General features: G+C 64.1%; 12 protein-coding genes. 3 read left to right on the top strand and 9 right to left on the bottom strand.

Going from position 1 to position 16,409, the window contains the following annotated elements:
• Positions 1-242 precede the first annotated feature (242 nt).
• On the top strand, positions 243-464 hold the full coding sequence (locus IEG05_RS09450; protein ID WP_036998941.1) for a hypothetical protein: 222 nt from the start codon (positions 243-245) through the stop codon (positions 462-464).
• A gap of 32 nt (positions 465-496) precedes the next feature.
• Here IEG05_RS09450 and IEG05_RS09445 read toward each other — a convergent pair whose 3' ends face one another.
• The 7 genes from IEG05_RS09445 to IEG05_RS09415 all read right to left on the bottom strand — a co-directional run bounded on the left by IEG05_RS09445 (position 497) and on the right by IEG05_RS09415 (position 11,856).
• Positions 497-3,553, bottom strand: a complete 3,057-nt coding sequence (locus IEG05_RS09445) for a multidrug efflux RND transporter permease subunit (protein ID WP_046621037.1) — start codon at positions 3,551-3,553, stop codon at positions 497-499.
• Positions 3,554-3,620: 67 nt separating this feature from the next.
• Positions 3,621-4,757, bottom strand: a complete 1,137-nt coding sequence (locus IEG05_RS09440) for an efflux RND transporter periplasmic adaptor subunit (protein ID WP_046621034.1) — start codon at positions 4,755-4,757, stop codon at positions 3,621-3,623.
• Between the two features lie 222 nt (positions 4,758-4,979).
• A complete protein-coding gene (locus IEG05_RS09435; protein ID WP_191121984.1) occupies positions 4,980-6,602 on the bottom strand; it encodes a methyl-accepting chemotaxis protein in 1,623 nt (540 codons plus the stop codon).
• A gap of 88 nt (positions 6,603-6,690) precedes the next feature.
• Positions 6,691-7,785 (bottom strand): DUF1513 domain-containing protein, encoded by a 1,095-nt coding sequence (locus IEG05_RS09430; RefSeq protein WP_191121983.1) that lies wholly within the window; start codon positions 7,783-7,785, stop codon positions 6,691-6,693.
• A 2-nt stretch (positions 7,786-7,787) separates the two neighbouring features.
• A complete protein-coding gene (locus IEG05_RS09425; RefSeq protein ID WP_191121989.1) occupies positions 7,788-8,864 on the bottom strand; it encodes an imelysin family protein in 1,077 nt (358 codons plus the stop codon).
• A 69-nt stretch (positions 8,865-8,933) separates the two neighbouring features.
• Complete coding sequence (locus tag IEG05_RS09420; protein WP_046621028.1) at positions 8,934-10,352, bottom strand: di-heme oxidoreductase family protein; 1,419 nt, start codon at positions 10,350-10,352, stop codon at positions 8,934-8,936.
• 169 nt (positions 10,353-10,521) lie between these two features.
• Positions 10,522-11,856 (bottom strand): imelysin family protein, encoded by a 1,335-nt coding sequence (locus tag IEG05_RS09415; RefSeq protein ID WP_046621026.1) that lies wholly within the window; start codon positions 11,854-11,856, stop codon positions 10,522-10,524.
• Between the two features lie 172 nt (positions 11,857-12,028).
• Here IEG05_RS09415 and IEG05_RS09410 point away from each other — a divergent pair, with 172 nt between their 5' ends.
• Both IEG05_RS09410 and IEG05_RS09405 read left to right on the top strand, forming a co-directional pair.
• The gene (locus IEG05_RS09410) at positions 12,029-12,601 is read left to right on the top strand and encodes a LemA family protein (protein WP_014819382.1); all 573 of its coding nucleotides are present in this window, start codon (positions 12,029-12,031) and stop codon (positions 12,599-12,601) included.
• A gap of 1 nt (position 12,602) precedes the next feature.
• Entirely contained in the window at positions 12,603-13,496 is an 894-nt protein-coding gene (locus IEG05_RS09405) for a GIDE domain-containing protein (RefSeq protein WP_046621023.1), read from the top strand.
• 10 nt (positions 13,497-13,506) lie between these two features.
• Here IEG05_RS09405 and IEG05_RS09400 read toward each other — a convergent pair whose 3' ends face one another.
• The gene (locus IEG05_RS09400; RefSeq protein WP_046621021.1) at positions 13,507-14,190 is read right to left on the bottom strand and encodes a spermidine synthase; all 684 of its coding nucleotides are present in this window, start codon (positions 14,188-14,190) and stop codon (positions 13,507-13,509) included.
• A 131-nt stretch (positions 14,191-14,321) separates the two neighbouring features.
• Entirely contained in the window at positions 14,322-16,382 is a 2,061-nt protein-coding gene (locus tag IEG05_RS09395; RefSeq protein ID WP_046621018.1) for a putative bifunctional diguanylate cyclase/phosphodiesterase, read from the bottom strand.
• Between the last annotated feature and the right edge of the window lie 27 nt (positions 16,383-16,409).

Raw genomic sequence — 16,409 nt, 5'->3', positions numbered from 1 at the left:
GGCAAGATCAATAGGATGCACGGCGACAGCAGGGACAGGTGAAGGGTGTGTTTGGCGACTGCCAATTTACCTGCTTCCCTGACTGTCAACTCGCTCTTCCCCCAGACTCCGCGAAGAACCTTTTTTTATGCCTGCTGAACAGTGACGTCACAGGCTGTACATACCGTTCGTCCAAAATTGCACAGGAATTAAACAACTGAACTACGGTCAGTTAACTACTCGCTTAATCAAGGGCTTACGCCATGAAGCTGGAAATAGCTCGAGGATTGTTCCTAGTTGGCGCTCTGGGAGTGACCACGCTGTGCGTGGCGGCCTGGAATGAGCCCGGAGCGACGCTGGTGCAGAGCAGCGAAAGCCGCAGCTATTGCCCGGTGCCGCCTGGTGGGCGCCCGCAGTTCGAGGCGATGCGTCCTGATCAGGATTTGCTGTTGTTGCTGTATGGCCTGTCCCAGGGCATGCGCTGAGCTGGAGGCTATCCTCGCAGGCCACACCGCACTCAGCCGGCGCTCGGTACGGCCGCCGCGGACGGGCTTTGGTCGGGCTTGGCCAGCAGGTCATAGACCGCCGGTAGCACGAACAGGGTGAACAGCGTGCCCACCGACATGCCGGTGGCAATCACCAGGCCGATGTCGAACCGGCTGACCGCGCCGGCCCCACTGGCGATGATCAGCGGCACCATGCCGAACACCGTCGCCGCTGTGGTCATCAGCACCGGCCGCAGGCGGATCGCCGCCGCTTCTTCCACCGCTTCGCGTCGACTCAGGCCCTGTTCGCGGCGCAGCTGATTGGCGAACTCGACGATCATGATGCCGTGCTTGCTGATCAAGCCGATCAGCGTCACCAGGCCCACCTGGGTATAGATGTTCATGCTCGACAGGCCAAGGAACAGCGGCACCAGCGCGCCGCAGACCGACAGCGGCACGGTGACCAGGATCACCAGAGGATCGCGGAAGCTCTCGAACTGCGCGGCCAGGACCAGAAAGATCACGGCCAGGGCCAGCGCGAAGGTCAGATACAGCGCGTTGCCTTCCTGGATGTACTGGCGCGAGGCGCCGGCGTAATCGAAGCTGAAACCTTCGGGCGCTTCTTCGCGGGCGATGGTCTGCAGCGTTTCGATCGCCTCGCCCATGCTGACGATCGGAAAGCCCTGGATCATCGCGGCGTTGAGTTGCTGGAACTGCTTGAGCTGAGTCGGTCGAGCGCGATCGTGCACCTGGATCAGCGTCGACAGCGGCAGCATCTGGCCTTGCCCATTGCGCACGTAGTAGTTGCTCAGCCAGTCCGGGTTGTCGCGGTAGGCGCGCTCGACCTGGGCGATGACCTTGTAGCTGCGGCCTTCGATGGTGAAACGGTTGATCTCGCCTTCGCCGAGCAGGGTGCTCAGGGTCAGGCCGAGGTCTTCCATGGATACGCTCATCTGCGCCGCCTTCTCGCGGTCGATCTCGACCACGATTTCCGGTTTGTCGAAGGCCAGGTCCACGTCGAGGAAGGCGAACTTGCCGGACTCCTCGGCGCGCTTGCGGATGCGCTCGGTCACCTGCAGCAGCGTCTCGTAGTCGTTGGCGGTGTTGATCACGAACTGGAAGGGCAGGCCTTCGCCAGTGCCCGGCAGAGACGGCAGGTTGAAACCGAAGATCTGCAGGCCCGGCAGGCGATCGAGCTTGGCCTGTACCTCGGGAAGGATCTCCATCTGCGAGCGCTCGCGCTCGTCCCAGGGCTTGAGCAGGAAACCGCCGATGCCGCTCTGCACGCCGTCGAAACCGTTGATCTGGAACCAGGAGTAGTACTCCGGAAAGCTCTTGAAGATCTCCAGAAACTGATCGGTGTAGGCGTTCAGGTAGTCCAGGTTGGCGGTCTTCGGTGCGCTGGCCATCATGAAGACGATGCCCTGGTCCTCCTCCGGTGCCAGTTCGCTCTCGGTGAACATCAGCAGCACCGGAATCAGCGCCAGCACGAGCACGGCGAACACCAGTACCACCGGGCGGGTATTGAGGGTGCCGTGCAGCGCGTGCTGGTAACGCTGCTTGAGGCGTTCGAACAGTTCGTCCAGGCGATGGGCGAGGCCGCTGGGGTTCTCCTCATGGCGCAGCAGCTTCGAACACATCATCGGTGAAAGCGTCAGCGCCACGACTCCGGAAATTAGCACCGCGCCGGCCAGGGTCAGGGCGAACTCCTGGAACAGCGCGCCGGTCAGCCCCTGCAGGAAGCCGATGGGGGCATAGACCGCCGCCAGGGTGATGGTCATGGTCACCACCGGCATGGCGATTTCCCGTGCGCCGTCGATGGCCGCCTGGAACGGTGACTTGCCCTGTTCTATATGCCGGTGGATGTTCTCCACCACGACGATGGCATCGTCCACCACCAGGCCGATCGCCAACACCATGGCCAGCAGCGTCAGCAGGTTGATCGAGTAACCCATCGCCTGCATGAAGAACAGCACGCCGATCATCGACAGCGGAATGGTCACCACCGGAATCAGCACGGTGCGCAGCGAGCCGAGGAAGAGAAACACCACGACGATGACGATCACTGCGGCTTCGGCCAGGGTCTTCACCACCTCGTCGATGGAGGCTTGGATGAACTCGGTGGCGTCGTAGGCGATGGTCGCCTTCAGGCCCGGCGGCAACTGTGCCTCGATCTGCGGCATGATCGCGCGCACTTCCTTGATCACGTCCAGCGGGTTGGCGCTGGGTGTGCCCTTGATGCCGATATAGACCGAGGGGATACCGTCGAACGAGCTGATCGAGTTGTAGCTTTCGGCGCCCATCTCCACCCGCGCCACATCACCCAGCAGAACGCGACTGTCGCCCTGCGTGCGCAGCGGGATGGCGGCGAACGCTTCCGGCGTCTTCAGTTCGGTGTCGGCGTTGATGCTGGTGACCACATACTGGCCCTTCACTTCGCCGGCCGCCGAGAGGAAGTTGTACTTGCGCACCGCCTCGTTCACGTCGCTGGCGGAAACCCCATAGGCCGCGAGCTTCACCGGGTCCAGCCAGAGGCGCATGGCGAACACCTGGTTGCCGAGGATTTCCGCTTCGGCCATGCCCGGCAGCGTCGCCAGCTTGGGCTGGATGACCCGCGACAGGTAGTCGGTGATCTGCGGGTTGCTCAGCTGGTCGCTGTAGAAGCTGATGTACATCAGCGCGGTGGAGTCGGCCGCCTGCTTGTTCAGCACCGGGTCCTCGGCATCCTGCGGCAGCTGGTTCTTCACCGAGTTGGCCTGGCTCAGCAGCTCGGTGTAGAGGCGATCGGTGTCGGCACCGATGCGCGCATAGACGGAGATCACCGAGGCGTTCTGCTGGCTGACAGAGGTCATGTAGTCGACGCCTTCGGCGCTGGCCAGACTCTGCTGCAACGGCTGGGTGATGTAGCCCTGGATGGTCTCGGCGTTGGCGCCGGGGTAGGCGGTGGTCACCGTGATCAGCGCACTTTCCATCTGCGGGTACTGACGGATGGTCAGGCTGTTGAAGGCCTGGATGCCGAGCAGCACGATCAGCAGGCTGATGACGCTCGCCAGCACGGGGCGGCGGATGAAGGGGTCGGTGAACGCCATGGGAAGTCCCTGGAACCTTGTCTGAGTCTGCTGTGCGTCGGGCCTGCCGCGTGAGGAACAGGCTTTTCTATTCGGTCGCCGGCTGCTGAGAGCCTTCCAGCTTGAGCGTGCGGCTTTCGGCGATGGCGACATGGGCGCCGCTGTCCAGCTTGAGCTGGCCGGCGGTGATCACCTGTTCGCCGCCCTTCAGGCCGTCGAGGACGACCGTCAGTCCGTCGCGCCGCTCGCCGGTGGTGACGAAGCGGCGCTCAACCACCAGGTAGGGCTCGTCGCTGCTGACGCCTTCCGGCGGCGTGCCCTCGGTCACCAGCAGCACCGAGTTGCCATACAGGGTGTAGGTGATGGCGGTTTCCGGGACCACCACCTGGGCGGTCTCGGTCGGCAGCAGCACCTGCAGGTCGGCAAACATGCCGGGCAGCAGACGTCCGTCCGGATTGCCCAGTTCGGCGCGCACCTGAACGTTGCGGGTAGTGGTTTCCACCTTCGGGTTCAGCGCGCTGATCACGCCTTCGAAGCGTTCGCCGGGATAAGCGGCGACCTGTAGCTGCACTCGCTGGCCGAGCTTCAGCAGCGGCACATGCTGCTCGGCCAGGAAGAAGTCGACGTACAGCGTGGACAGGTCCTGAAGCGTCGCGATCGGCGTGCCGGCGGCGATGTAGTCGCCGACATCCACCTGACGGATGCCGATGGTGCCGGAGAAAGGCGCCAGGATGCGCTTCTTCGACAGACTGGCGCGCAGCTGCGCGACGCTGGCCGCGGCCTTCTGCGATTCGGCATTGAGCCGGTCGTACTCGCTGCGCGAAATGGCCTGGCGATCCAGCAGGCTACGCGCGCGCTGGAATTCCAGGCGCGACAGGTTGAGGTCGGCTTCGGCGCTGGCCAGGCTGGCCTGCTCCATCTCGCTGTCGAGCAGCACGATGGCCTGGCCCTTGCTGACCTTCTCGCCGGACTGGAACTGCACGTCGGTGATCGTTCCGGCGATCTCGACGCTCAGATCGATGCCCTGGGATGCCTTAAGCGTGCCGATGGCCGGTAGGCGGCTTTGCCAGTCCATGCGCCGGGCAATCTCGGTCTCGACATCGATCGCCGGCTTCGGTGCCTGGAATTGCTGAATCTGTTGATAGATCGAGTTGAACTTGAGTGCGGCGAGGATCGCAACGACGACGACCACCGCGCCCAGCATGAACAGCATGCGGCGCAACATTTTCCGATTTCCTTGGAGATGTGAGCCGGCTGTCTACTGCCGTGATCGAGGCAGCCGTTCGAACGGTCCGGTCGCCAGCTTCGGCGACCTGCTGGCACCTGACTCAGCAGGACCGGAGAGCGAGGAACTTAGCCCCGAAACGAGGCCAAGTAAAGGGGGAGGGGGGCGGAAAGCAGCGCAGGTGCGGGGCGGGCGACAGACTGTCGGCCCGCCCGCAGATCATCAGCCGGCGAGGCGCTGGGTGACTTCGGTAAGTTGCGCGGACAGCCCATGCAGGTTCTGGCTGGCGGTTTCGGTGCGCTCGACGTTCTGCTGGTTGATGGTGGCGATCGAGGTGATCTCGGTGATGTTGCGCGAAATGTCTTCGGCCACCGCGGTCTGCTCCTCTGCGGCCGTGGCGATCTGGCGGTTCATGTCGCGGATCGCCTCGACCGCTTCGGTGATGCGCTGCAGCATCTGACCGGCCTCGGTCACCTGGCCGACGCCCTGTTCGCTGCGCGCCTGACCGCTCTCGATGGCGCGTACGGCATTGCTCGCGCCGGTCTGCACGGTGTCGATGATCTGGTGAATCTCGGCGGTGGACTCGGCGGTGCGCTGAGCCAGGGTGCGCACCTCGTCGGCGACCACGGCAAAGCCGCGGCCGGCGTCACCCGCTCGAGCTGCCTCGATGGCGGCATTGAGCGCGAGCAGGTTGGTCTGATCGGCGATCCCGCGGATCACCTCCAAGACCTTGCCGATGCGCCCGCTATCACCCTCCAGGCGGCGGATGACGTCTGCCGTGCTGGCGATCTCGTTGCTCATGTCGGTGATGGTGGCGATGGTGCCGCGCATCACCGCTTCGCCCTGCTGGGCGGAATGGTCGGCGGCGTCGGCGGCCTGCGCGGCTTCGGCGGCATGCCGCGAGACTTCCTGGGCGGTCGCGGACATCTCGTGCATCGCCGTGGCGACCTGATCGGTACGCGAGAACTGCTCGCGGGCGCCGTCGGCCATCAGCCTGGCGATGGCGTTCAGCTCGCCGCTGGCACTGTCCAGATTCGAGGTGCTCTGCTGCAGGCGCGTGAAGGTATCGGCGAGGAAATCGCGCAACACGTTGGCGGCGGCGGCGAGGCGGCCCAGTTCGTCGCTGCGGCTGGCATCCACGCGGTCGGCGAACTTGCCCTGGCTGAGGCGCGCGATGTGCTCGATCAGGTTGCGTATCGGTTCGATGATCCGACGATTGACCAGCCACAGGCTGAACAGCGCCACTACCACACCGGCAAGGATCATGATGATCGGACCGAAGGATGCGGTGGTCTGTGCGTCGGCACGGATGGTCTCCGAGCGCTGCGCGGCGGCGTCGCCCAGCTGTTTGACCAGCTCGCTCAGCTGAGCGCTGGTCGCCCGGTCGATACCGGCTACCGCGGCGTCCCCGGCGAGCGGGTCGCTGTCGGCAGCGATGAAGGCATCCAGGCCCTTGCGATAGGCAACGCCGAGTGTGCGGTGCTCGCTGCGCAGACTTTCGATCTGCTTAGTCACTTCAGGCTCGTCGGCGGTCAGTACCAGCAGGTCGCCAAGAATCTTCTGCACCTTGGCTTCCTGAGCCTCGAACTGACTCCAGTAGCGGTTGCGTGAGTCAGGCTGTTTGCCGCGCAGCAGCACGTTCTTCCATTCCTGAACCTGGACCTTGAACTCGAGGTTGGCCTCGTCGATCAGTTGCACTTCGGCTAGCGGGCCGTCGAGCAGCGCCTGGAAGTGGTCGATATTGCCGCTGAGCATGCGAATGCAGGCGAGGGCGATGAGTAGTGTCAGCAGCAGGCTGCCGCCGATCAGCGCGAGAATCTGTGCGCGTAGGGATTTCTGAAACATGGCAAGGTCTCGTTGGGTAAGAAAAACAAACATCGAGCATCCGTGCCGCTGCCTTGCATGCATCGGCGGTTGTGGCCAGTTTCTTGAGCTAGACGATGCGCAGATGGTTGTCCCAGAGCCCTGCCGGCAGCTCGAGGGGGGTGCTGACGAAGCGTTCGCCGCTACAGTCGAACAGCCGGCAGCGGCCCTGTCCTGAGCTCACCACGAAGCCTTCTGCGACTGCCGCGACGCCCGCACAATCGGGCACATGGGCTGCCTGCCGCAGCTCGGTACTGTCCAGGTCCCAGATGAACACCTTGTTGCCACGTGGCGCCGTCACGGCCAGCAGGCGCAGCTCGTCGTGGATGGCGAGGCTGGCGGTGTACTGGTTCATTACCTGCCGCTGTGCCTCGCCCAGCGGAAAGTGCTGGAAGGCCTGCCCGGGGCGCTTGATCGCCAGCAGCGGGATGCGGTCCATGGCGTCGCCTTCGTACTGCTGGCCGCTGACCACGGTACCGTCAGCGGCAACGGCAAGGTGACGCACGCTGTTCATTTGCTCGGATAGTTGTTCCTTGCTGATCAGCGTACCGTCGCGGCGCAGCAGTACCAGGCTCGGCTCCATCGCATCGAGATTCATCATCTCGCGGCTGTCGGCCTCGGTGCGGATACCGCCATTGGCGATCACCAGGGTTTCGTTGTCCGGCATCCACAACAGCTGGTGCGGGCCGATACCGTGCGTCGCGTGCTCACCGACGCGCACTAGCTGTCGGCCTTCCAGTCGATAGACACCGAGCACGCCACGACCGGCATCGGCGGTGTCGTTTTCGGTGGTGTAGAACCACTCGCCATCCTTGTGAAACACCCCGTGCCCATAGAAGTGCCGGTCGGCCGGCGAGGTCATGACCTGCAGCAGGCGACCGTCACGCGCATCGATCAGGTAGCTCTCGCGGCTCGGGCGGCGACCGACGAACACCGCCAACGGCAGGTACGGGTGCGGGTAGACGTCATGGCAGCGCTCGGCGACCGGTGTTGCGAACACTTGGCTGCCATCGAGGCGATAGCCGACGGCGTAGTGTTGCCCGTCGGCGCCATCACGTGCGGAGAGCAAAACCTGTTGCCCGTCGTGACGCGTCAGTGACCAGCCAGCGATGCCGCTGGCGGCAAGCATGGCGCCGGTCAGGCCAAGCAGGGTGCGGCGCTTCATGATCAGTCCCCGTCGTGCGCGTTGAAGCCGATCTGTACGCCGAGGGCGCGCGCCAGCTCGAGCTGGTGCAGGCGATGCAGTTGGTCGATCCGCTGGTACAGCGCATCGAGCTGCGCCCGACTCTCCTCGTTGGCGAGCATTTTGCCGAACGGCTCGGGCATGGCTTTCAGTTGCTGCAGCAGGTCGGCGTAACCGGCGTCGATGCGCTTGGCCAGATCAGCCTGCTCAGCGCCGAGCAGCGCGCGCAGACCGTCCTGGTCGGCACCCAGCCAGAGGCTTTCGGCGCCTTTGACGGTGGCAGCGATATTGCTCAGGGTCGTGTCGCTGCGCCAGCCGTCGGCCTGGTACGGCTGCGGATGGCCCTTGGTCTGGCGGCCGAGCGGCGCGCCGAGCTTCTTCTTCAGGCCGTCGAGGGCCGTGACCTGAACCCGCAGCAGTTCGGCGATGGCTTCGCTCGGTTCGGCATAACGCTCGTTGGGAAAGCTGCGCAACTGATCGGCCATGCCGTCCTTGTCCTGCCATTGCTGCAGGACGCTGGCTGCAAGCTGCTGCTGGTGCTCGCCTATGGCCGTCAGCAAGGGGCAGTAGCGCGTCCTGGTGGCGGGGTCGGCGAGGTCGATGCTGCTGTCGAAAAGGACGTACTCGTAGGCGCTCAGGCCCTGCACCACGACGCTGGCGTTATCCAGATCGGCCTGGGTCAGCTCGGGCTTGGTCTTGAGCAGTGCCGTGACCTGGCGTGCAACGAGGTTCTTCTTGTCCGGCCAGAACTGGACCTGCCAGGCCAGATTGCCTTCGCCCATTGGGCCGATCAGCAGCGGCTGCAGGCCGGCCCAGGCGGTTTGCGCATGCACGAAGGCAGCATGCGCTTCGTCCAGGGTCTGGTTGTCGGCACAGAAGGCGATCGCGCTGGCCGCCAGGCGGCGGTCGGCTTCCGACCACTGTTTATAGGCTGGCAGCAATACACCATCAGCCAGGGTTTTGCTGGTCTCGGCCTGCGGGTCGGCGGGCGTGCAGGCGTTCAGCAACAAGGCGGTGAGCAGAGCGCCGCTGGCGATGCGCAGGGTGTTCGAACGGATCATGGTGTCCTCATCGGCAAGGCCGGTTGCAGCGCTTTCGCGCCGGGAAAGCATGGTGGATAGCATGGGCATTCAGAGCGACTCGAGGAAGCTCAGCAGCGCGGTACGTTCGTTCTGGTCGTAGCCGAGCACGATCTGGCGCGCCTTCTCGGCCTCGCCGCCGTGCCAGAGTATGGCTTCGAGCAAATTGCGGGCGCGGCCGTCGTGCAGGAACTGGGTATGCCCGCTGACTGCCTGGGTCAGGCCGATGCCCCACAGCGGTGGCGTGCGCCATTCCCGGCCGTTGGCCTCGAACTCGGCGCGGTCATCCGCGAGGCCTTCGCCCATGTCATGCAGCAGCAGGTCGGTGTAGGGGCGAATCAGCTGATTGGCCAACTCCGGTTCCGCGGCGTCGGCAGCGGTGGTGAACTGTGGCACGTGGCAGCTCTGGCAGCCGGCGCGGTGAAATAGCGTCTTGCCGGCGAGTACCTGTGGGTCGTCGACGTTCCGTCGCGCAGGTACGCCGAGATTGCGGGTGTAGAACAGCACCTGGGCGAGGATGTCGTCGCTGACTTCCGGCTCGCCACCGTCCGGCATCGCGCGACACTCGGTCTGCCGGTCGGTGCAGCTGCTGCCGCTGAACAGGCTGGTGGACAGCCCCATGTCGTTGAAGAAAGCGTCGGCATTCTGCTGGTTGAGGCTTGGCTGCCCGGCCTTCCAGCCGAAGCGGCCGATCACGGTCTGCCGGCTGGTCTGGTCGAAGACCCGGTTGGGGCGGCCGGAGATGCCGTCGCCGTTGCGGTCATCGGGGTCGGCATTGGCCAGCAGCGCTTCTTCGGGAATGGCTTCGAGCAGGCCCAGGCCGATCATCGGTGGCGCGATGCGCAGGGACATCCGGGTTTCCGGATGCATGTCACCATAGGCCAGGTCGTTCAGTTCGATTTCCGGCCTGCGCAGCTCGACCTCGGTGCCATCGGCGAAGCGCACCTGCTCGGTCGAATAGCGCAGCCGTACCTTGCCTTCCGGGGCGACGCCGGGAATCGCCATGTCCTGCAGCTGGCCGCCGTAGCTTGGCTCCGGTGCGATGCCACGTTCTCGGACGACTTCGGCATGCTCGGGCCCGGCCGGAATGGACAGCCGTACCAGCATCGACACGGCGCTGGTCGCATCGGGTGCCGGCGGATGGCCGCGGCCGTCCTTGATATGGCAGTTCTGGCAGGCGTTGGTATTCAGCAGCGGGCCAAGACCATCGCGAGCTGTGGTGGATGCCGGGGCGATGACCCAGGGATTTCGGAAGAAGCTGTTGCCGACGCTGAAGTCGAGTCGACGCATCGGTGCCAGATTAGCCGAAGGCATGGAGTAGGCGTTCTGGTCGAACTTCATCACCGTGGTGCTGCCGCCGGAGAGCGCCTCACCAGGTTCGGGCTGGGAGAAAGTCGGTGTTTCAACGTTATCGCAGGCGGCCAGGGCTAGAGCCAGCAGCGGGAAGAGGCGGCGAAACAGCGGGCGCATCGGAAGTACCTGCGGGGCGGTGAATTAAGCCGCGCAATCTTAGCAGGCTAATCGTAATGGAATAAGAGGGATTTGCATTTGCGCGAGAGGAGCGCGCGCTCTGAGACCAGGCAGGGGTACAGCGAAAAGCCCGACACGGGCGCAACAGCTGCGCCCGTGTCGGTGCCGATCAGAACTCGTGATCGGCGGTGTCAGGGTTGAGGTCGCTGATGCCGAGGGCACCGGCGGCCTGCTCGATCGCGGCGGTCTGCTTGACCAGTGCGCCGATGGCATCGCGTACTTTCTGCTGGCCTTCGGTGTTGTCCGAAGCGATCAGCTGGTCGAAGGCCTCTCCGTTCTTCGCACTTTCAACCAGGACTTGCAGCTTGGCTTCGGTGGTTTCCAGGTCGGTCTTCAGCGTGCTGTCCACCTCTGGGCTGACGCCCTGAACCAGCGATGCCAGGCTTGGACCGGTCAACGTAGTGCCGTCGACGCGCTTGTACTCGCCGAGATAGACGTTGCGAACGCCACGGGCATTGAAGAAGTGCGAGTTGTGGGTGTTGTCGCTGAAGCAGTCGTGCTCGTCTTCGGTGGAGTTGGCTTCCAGAGCGACTTTCATGCGCTCGCCAGCCAGTTCGCCGAGTGACAGGCTGCCCATGCCGAAGAACATCTTGCGCAGGCCGTTTTCCGCGGTATCGGCTTCGAGGCTGGCGCGGTAGTTCTCGGCATTCGGCTGCCACTGCTCGACCATTTCCTGCAGGTCGCTGACCAGCAGTTCGGTCGCGACTTTCAGGTAGGTGCGGCGGCGGTCGCAGTTGTCGCCTGTGCAGCCTTCGCCTTCCACGTAGTCGGTGTAGGGCCGCTCGCCGGCACCTGGGCCTGTGCCATTGGGGTCCTGGCCCCAGAGCAGGAACTCGATCGCGTGGTAGCCAGTGGCGACGTTCGCTTCGGAGCCGGCCAGTTCGTTGAGGCTGGCCAGCAGCTCGGCGTTGATTTCGCTGGTGTCGACCTTGTCTTCGCCAATCTGCAGTTCGCTGTTGGCGATGATATTGGCTGTGGCGCCCGGGTTGCCGAGGGCGTGCTGGTAGTCGCCCTCGATGTAATCGATCAGGCCCTCATCGAGCGGCCAGGCATTGAGCTGACCTTCCCAGTCATCCACCACGGCGTTGCCGAAGCGGAAGACCTCGGTCTGCATGTAGGGAACGCGGGCCGCCAGCCAGGCCTGGCGCGCGGCCTGCAGGGTCTCTTCGCTGGGGTTGGCGAGGAGGGCGTCGACCGCTTCCTGCAGTTTCACGCCGGTGGCGTGGGCATCGCTGAATACCGCCAGCGCCAGATCGGCGTAGTGGCTGACGACTGCCTTGGCCGCTTTCTCATCGGGCGCCTGCGCCTTTTCGGCTGGCACGCTTTCGGTAGTGCTTTGCGGGGCAGCAGTCTGGTTCGCGGGGGTCTTGTCCTCACCGCAACCGGCGAGTGAGATGGCCACAGCGAGGAGGCTGGCGGTTGCCCAGATGGGGGTGCGTAGCATGTGCGGGTTCCTTTGCGTGCGAGTGAACGAAGCCGAGGGCTGCTCGGAAGCCGTCAATAATGCGAAAGATTTTCATTTTGTGCAAAGCCAATGCGTGCACAGGCTCTCTCTTCCGTTTCGGTGCAGCCGGTAGAATGCTGGCGTTCTGACGGCCTTTGTCCCTGGAGATGCTATGAGCCTGAGCGCTGTGGTTGTGCTGGTTGTGCTGTTTCTCGTCGCCGCTTACGCGGTGATTCTCTACAACGGGCTGGTGCGTCTGAAGCATGGCGTCGGCAAGGCCTGGGCCAATATCGACGTGCTGCTGCGTCAGCGCCATGAAGAGTTGCCCAAGCTGGTGGAGACCTGCCGGCAGTACATGCAGCATGAACGCAATACGCTGGAGCAGGTGATCAGTGCGCGCAATGCCGTGTCCAGCGCGCGGGAGCAGGGCGATGTGAGTGCGCTGGGGCAAGCCGAAACCGGTCTGCGTGCTGGCCTCGGGCGGCTGTTCGCGCTGGCCGAGAACTACCCCGAGCTCAAGGCCAACGAGAGTTTCCGCCATCTGCAGCAGCGCATCAGCGGACTGGAAAGCGGAATCGCCGATCGCCGTGAGCTGTACAACGAGGCGGTCAACCTGAACAACGTGCGCATCGAGCAATTCCCCGATGTACTGCTGGCGCGGACGTTCGGTTTCAAGGAGGCTGCCCTGCTGCAGTTCAGCGAGGCGGAGAAGGCCGACGTCGATCTCAAGGCGCTGTTCGGCTGAAATGCATCCGGGCCAGGTTTTCACACTCATTCTCGCCGCCGCGCTTTGCGTCGGCGGGGCGTGGATCTGCATCGGTCGCTGGTCGCGTGCGCGTCATTTGCTCGATACCCCGACTTCTCGCATTCGCTCGGCAGCCCAGGGGTATGTCGAGCTGGTTGGTGTGCTACGCGAGCTGATGGTGCCGCAACCGGTGGCGCCGCTGACCGGCGAGCGCTGCCTGTGGTGGCGCTACCGTATCGAGGAGTACCGTTCCAACGGCAAGCGCAGCAGCTGGAGTGTGGTCGAACGCGGCGTAAGTGCAGCCTGGCTGCGCCTGGCCGATGCCACCGGCGAATGCCTGATCGACCCGCGTGGCGCGGAGGTCCATCCCGCCTTCCGCAAGGTATGGACCGGCGATCTGCGCCACCCGCGCGGTGTCGCTCCGAGTGGCTGGGTCGGCCTGTTCAGCATCGGCAAGCGCTATCGCTACACCGAGGAACGTCTGCACGAGGGTGAACCGCTTTACGCACTCGGTGATTTCCGCACGAGCGGCGGCGGGCGACAGGGCCTCGACCTGCAATCCGCCAAGCGCGACGTGATCCGTCAGTGGAAGGGGGATTTCGCCGGCCTGCTGCAGCGTTTCGACAGCAACGCCGACGGTCAGCTCGACGAGCAGGAGTGGAGTCGCGTACGCCTGGCGGCGCGCCTCGAGGCGGAAGATCGGCATCGCGAGAGCAGCGCCGCGCCGGCATTGCACCAGCTGGGGCAGCCAGGCGAGGCGCTGCCTTTCGTACTGTCCAGCCACGGTGAGGAAGTGCTCACGCAGCGCTTCTACTGGCAGGCCGCCGGTGGTGCACTAATGTGCCTGGCTGGCGCCGTCTGGCTGGCGTCGCAGCTGGGTGTGACGGCCTGGTAAACCGGCCGGCTCAGCGCTTGCGTTTTTCGGCGATCCAGATGGTATGCCGGGTGCCGCGGTTGCCGTGGGCGAACACCTGCACTTCTTCGGCCTTGAAGCCAGCCTTGGCGAGCTTGTCGGAAAAGGCGCGGTCGGCGCTGGCCGACCAGACCGCGAGGATGCCGGACGGGCGCAACGCGCGGGCGCAGGCGTTGAGGCCGTCAGCCGAGTACAGCCAACTGTTGCTCTTCTGCGTCAGTCCCTCGGGACCGTTGTCGACGTCCAGCATGATCGCATCGAAGCCCTGGGCTTGATCCCGCAGTAACTCGGCTACGTCCTGGTTCAGCACCCGGGCGCGGGCATCGCGCAGCGGATTGCCGGACTTCTCGCCGAGTGCACCGCGGTTCCACTCGATCACCCCTGGCACCAGTTCGGCGACCAGCACCTCGGCGTCCGGCCCGAGATGGCGCAACGCAGAAGCGAGGGTAAAGCCCATCCCCAACCCACCGATCAGCACGCGGGCCTGCGACTGTGCGGCGATCCGTTTGCAGGGAATCTCCGCCAGCGCGTCCTCTGAGCCATGGGTGCGGGTGTTCATCAGCTGATTGCCGTTTCCACCCTGGATCTTGATGACGAAGTCATCGCCATATTCGAACAGGCACAAGGCGCCGCCAGTGGGAATGGCGGCGGTATCCAGGAGTACGAAGCGTTTCATCGGGGACTCGTTGTAGGCGCGGGCGATAAAAGGCTGGAAGTGTGGCCCATGTGCTCATGACTGGCCAGCGCCTGGGGCAAGTGCGGGTGGCGATTCGAGGCGGCGATGCGCGCCAGCGGCGCGCTGTCGGGCTAGCGCAGCTCGGAATTGACTGCCCGATCGAATGGCGTCGACTGGCGCAGCAGCAGGTCGAGATCGCGGGCGGGCAGCGGCTTGCTGTAATAGTAGCCTTGGCCTTCCTGGCAACCTTCGGCGATCAGATAGGCTTCCTGCTCCGGTGTTTCGACGCCCTCAGCGATCACCGTCATGCCGAGGCTTTTGCCCAGCTGGATGACCGCGCGCACGATGGTCGCGCCCTCGTCCTGGCCGATGTCCTGGACGAAGCTCTTGTCGATCTTGATCTTGTCCAGCGGCAGGCTCTTGAGATAACTCAGCGAGGAGTAACCGGTACCGAAATCGTCGATCGCGATCAGCGCGCCGGAGCGCCGCAGGCTGTGCAGGTTGTGCGCTGCCGCGTCGATGTCTTCCATCAGCCCCGTCTCGGTCACCTCCAGTTCGAGGGTTTCGGCCGGCAACTGGTGCTTCTGCAGCAGCTCGCCGATCATCTGCGGTAGCTGCGGGTGGCGCAGTTGTACAGTGGAAAGATTCACCGCAACGCGCAGACCGGTGTAGCCCTCGGCATGCCACTGCCGCAGCTGGCTGCAGGCCTGATCAAGCACCCATTTGCCGATCTCGATGATGCTGCCGTTCTGCTCCGCCAGCGGGATGAACAGATCCGGTGGGACCAGCTTGCCCTGGGGGTGTTTCCAGCGGATGAGTGCCTCGACGCCGGTGATGCGGTTCTGGCGGTAGTCGACCTGGGGTTGGTAGACCAGGTGGAACTCGTTGCGCTTGAGCGCTTCGCTGAGGTCCTTTTCCAGCTCCCGACGGGCGCGCATCTCGCTATCGATGCTGGCGACATAGAACTGGTAGCGGTTGCGCGAGCGGCTCTTTGCCAGCGTCATGGTCTGCTCGGCCTTTTGCAGCAGCTTCTCGGTATTGTCGCCATCTTCCGGGTACAGCGTGATGCCGATGGTGGCGCGCAACCGAATCGGGTCGCCGTCGAACTCGATTGGGGTTTCCAGATCGTCCAGCAGCGCCTGGGCCAACTCGGCGGCATCGTAGGGCTGCTCGATGCCGCTGAGTACGAGGACGAACTGATCGCCGCCCAGTCGTGCCAGCGCACCGAGACGGCCAGCGGAGCCGCGCAGGCGGTCTGCCAGGGCCTTGAGCAGGCAGTCGCCGGCCTGATAGCTGTACTGCTCGTTTACACCCTTGAAGTCGTCAAGCCCCAGACAAAGCACTGCGACGCGCCGCTGCATGCGTCGAGCCTCGTCGAGAATGTGGTCGAGCTGACTTTGCAGCTGCTGCCGGTTCGGCAGACCGGTCAGGGAGTCGTACTGGGTCATGCGATACAGGCTGCTTTCAGCCTCCTGACGCAGGTGCATGTTGTGTTCGATGGAGGCGAGCAAGCCGTTGGCCGTTTCCACCCACAGGCCCAGCTCGTTGCGCTCATGCCCACGGATCATCGGCAACTTGTGCTCGCCGGGCCGGTCGGGGTTGATCCGCGCCAGATGCTCGATGAGCTTGGTCAGCGGGCGGGTCAGCAGCCACTGGTAGATCAGGAAAAGCACGAAGCCCAGCGTCAGCGCACGCAGGATACCGACGATGAAGATGACGATGGAGTCGTTGACGAATTCCTGGCCATATCGGGCCGTGTCCAGAGTGATGCGCAGCTCGCCGTAATACTCGTTGTAAGGCGGTTTGCCGATCAGCGGAGTCGAGAACTGCCGGTCGCGGTGGAGAATCGGATCGGTCAGCCAGCGTGTCGTCAGGTCGATAGGTGGTCTGATCTTCAGCGCCAGCATGCCTTCGTCCGGATGGCCGATGGATGCCATGCGAATCGATTCGTGCTGGAACAGCCCTTCCATCACCTGGGCGCCCATCTCGCGGTCGAGGCTGTAGATCGCCTGAGTGGATGGGTCACGGGTCATGCGCAGAATGCGCTGGGCATCGGCTTCGATCAGCTGGCGTGTCTTGTAGGCGCCAAAAATGATCTGCGCGCAACTGAGCACCAGTCCTACCGCAAGCGCCGATAGCAGGACTACACGCAGGAGCTTACGCGACAGGCTATTGCGCATTTCCAGCTTCAAATGAAGGTCCTTTTCCGTGCCGACGCT

This window comes from Stutzerimonas kunmingensis, from assembly GCF_014764705.1.
GTDB lineage: Bacteria > Pseudomonadota > Gammaproteobacteria > Pseudomonadales > Pseudomonadaceae > Stutzerimonas.
This window is presented reverse-complemented; position numbering and strand designations above follow the sequence as displayed.

Bases quoted from the DNA above. Each gene is read 5' to 3' on its own strand.
- IEG05_RS09420 (WP_046621028.1), bottom strand. From the start codon at position 10,352: ATGCGCCCGCTGTTTCGCCGCCTCTTCCCGCTGCTGGCTCTAGCCCTG.
- IEG05_RS09415 (WP_046621026.1), bottom strand. From the start codon at position 11,856: ATGCTACGCACCCCCATCTGGGCAACCGCCAGCCTCCTCGCTGTGGCC.
- IEG05_RS09435 (WP_191121984.1), bottom strand. From the start codon at position 6,602: ATGTTTCAGAAATCCCTACGCGCACAGATTCTCGCGCTGATCGGCGGC.
- IEG05_RS09405 (WP_046621023.1), top strand. From the start codon at position 12,603: ATGCATCCGGGCCAGGTTTTCACACTCATTCTCGCCGCCGCGCTTTGC.
- IEG05_RS09440 (WP_046621034.1), bottom strand. From the start codon at position 4,757: ATGTTGCGCCGCATGCTGTTCATGCTGGGCGCGGTGGTCGTCGTCGTT.
- IEG05_RS09430 (WP_191121983.1), bottom strand. From the start codon at position 7,785: ATGAAGCGCCGCACCCTGCTTGGCCTGACCGGCGCCATGCTTGCCGCC.
- IEG05_RS09425 (WP_191121989.1), bottom strand. From the start codon at position 8,864: ATGATCCGTTCGAACACCCTGCGCATCGCCAGCGGCGCTCTGCTCACC.
- IEG05_RS09400 (WP_046621021.1), bottom strand. From the start codon at position 14,190: ATGAAACGCTTCGTACTCCTGGATACCGCCGCCATTCCCACTGGCGGC.
- IEG05_RS09450 (WP_036998941.1), top strand. From the start codon at position 243: ATGAAGCTGGAAATAGCTCGAGGATTGTTCCTAGTTGGCGCTCTGGGA.
- IEG05_RS09445 (WP_046621037.1), bottom strand. From the start codon at position 3,553: ATGGCGTTCACCGACCCCTTCATCCGCCGCCCCGTGCTGGCGAGCGTC.
- IEG05_RS09410 (WP_014819382.1), top strand. From the start codon at position 12,029: ATGAGCCTGAGCGCTGTGGTTGTGCTGGTTGTGCTGTTTCTCGTCGCC.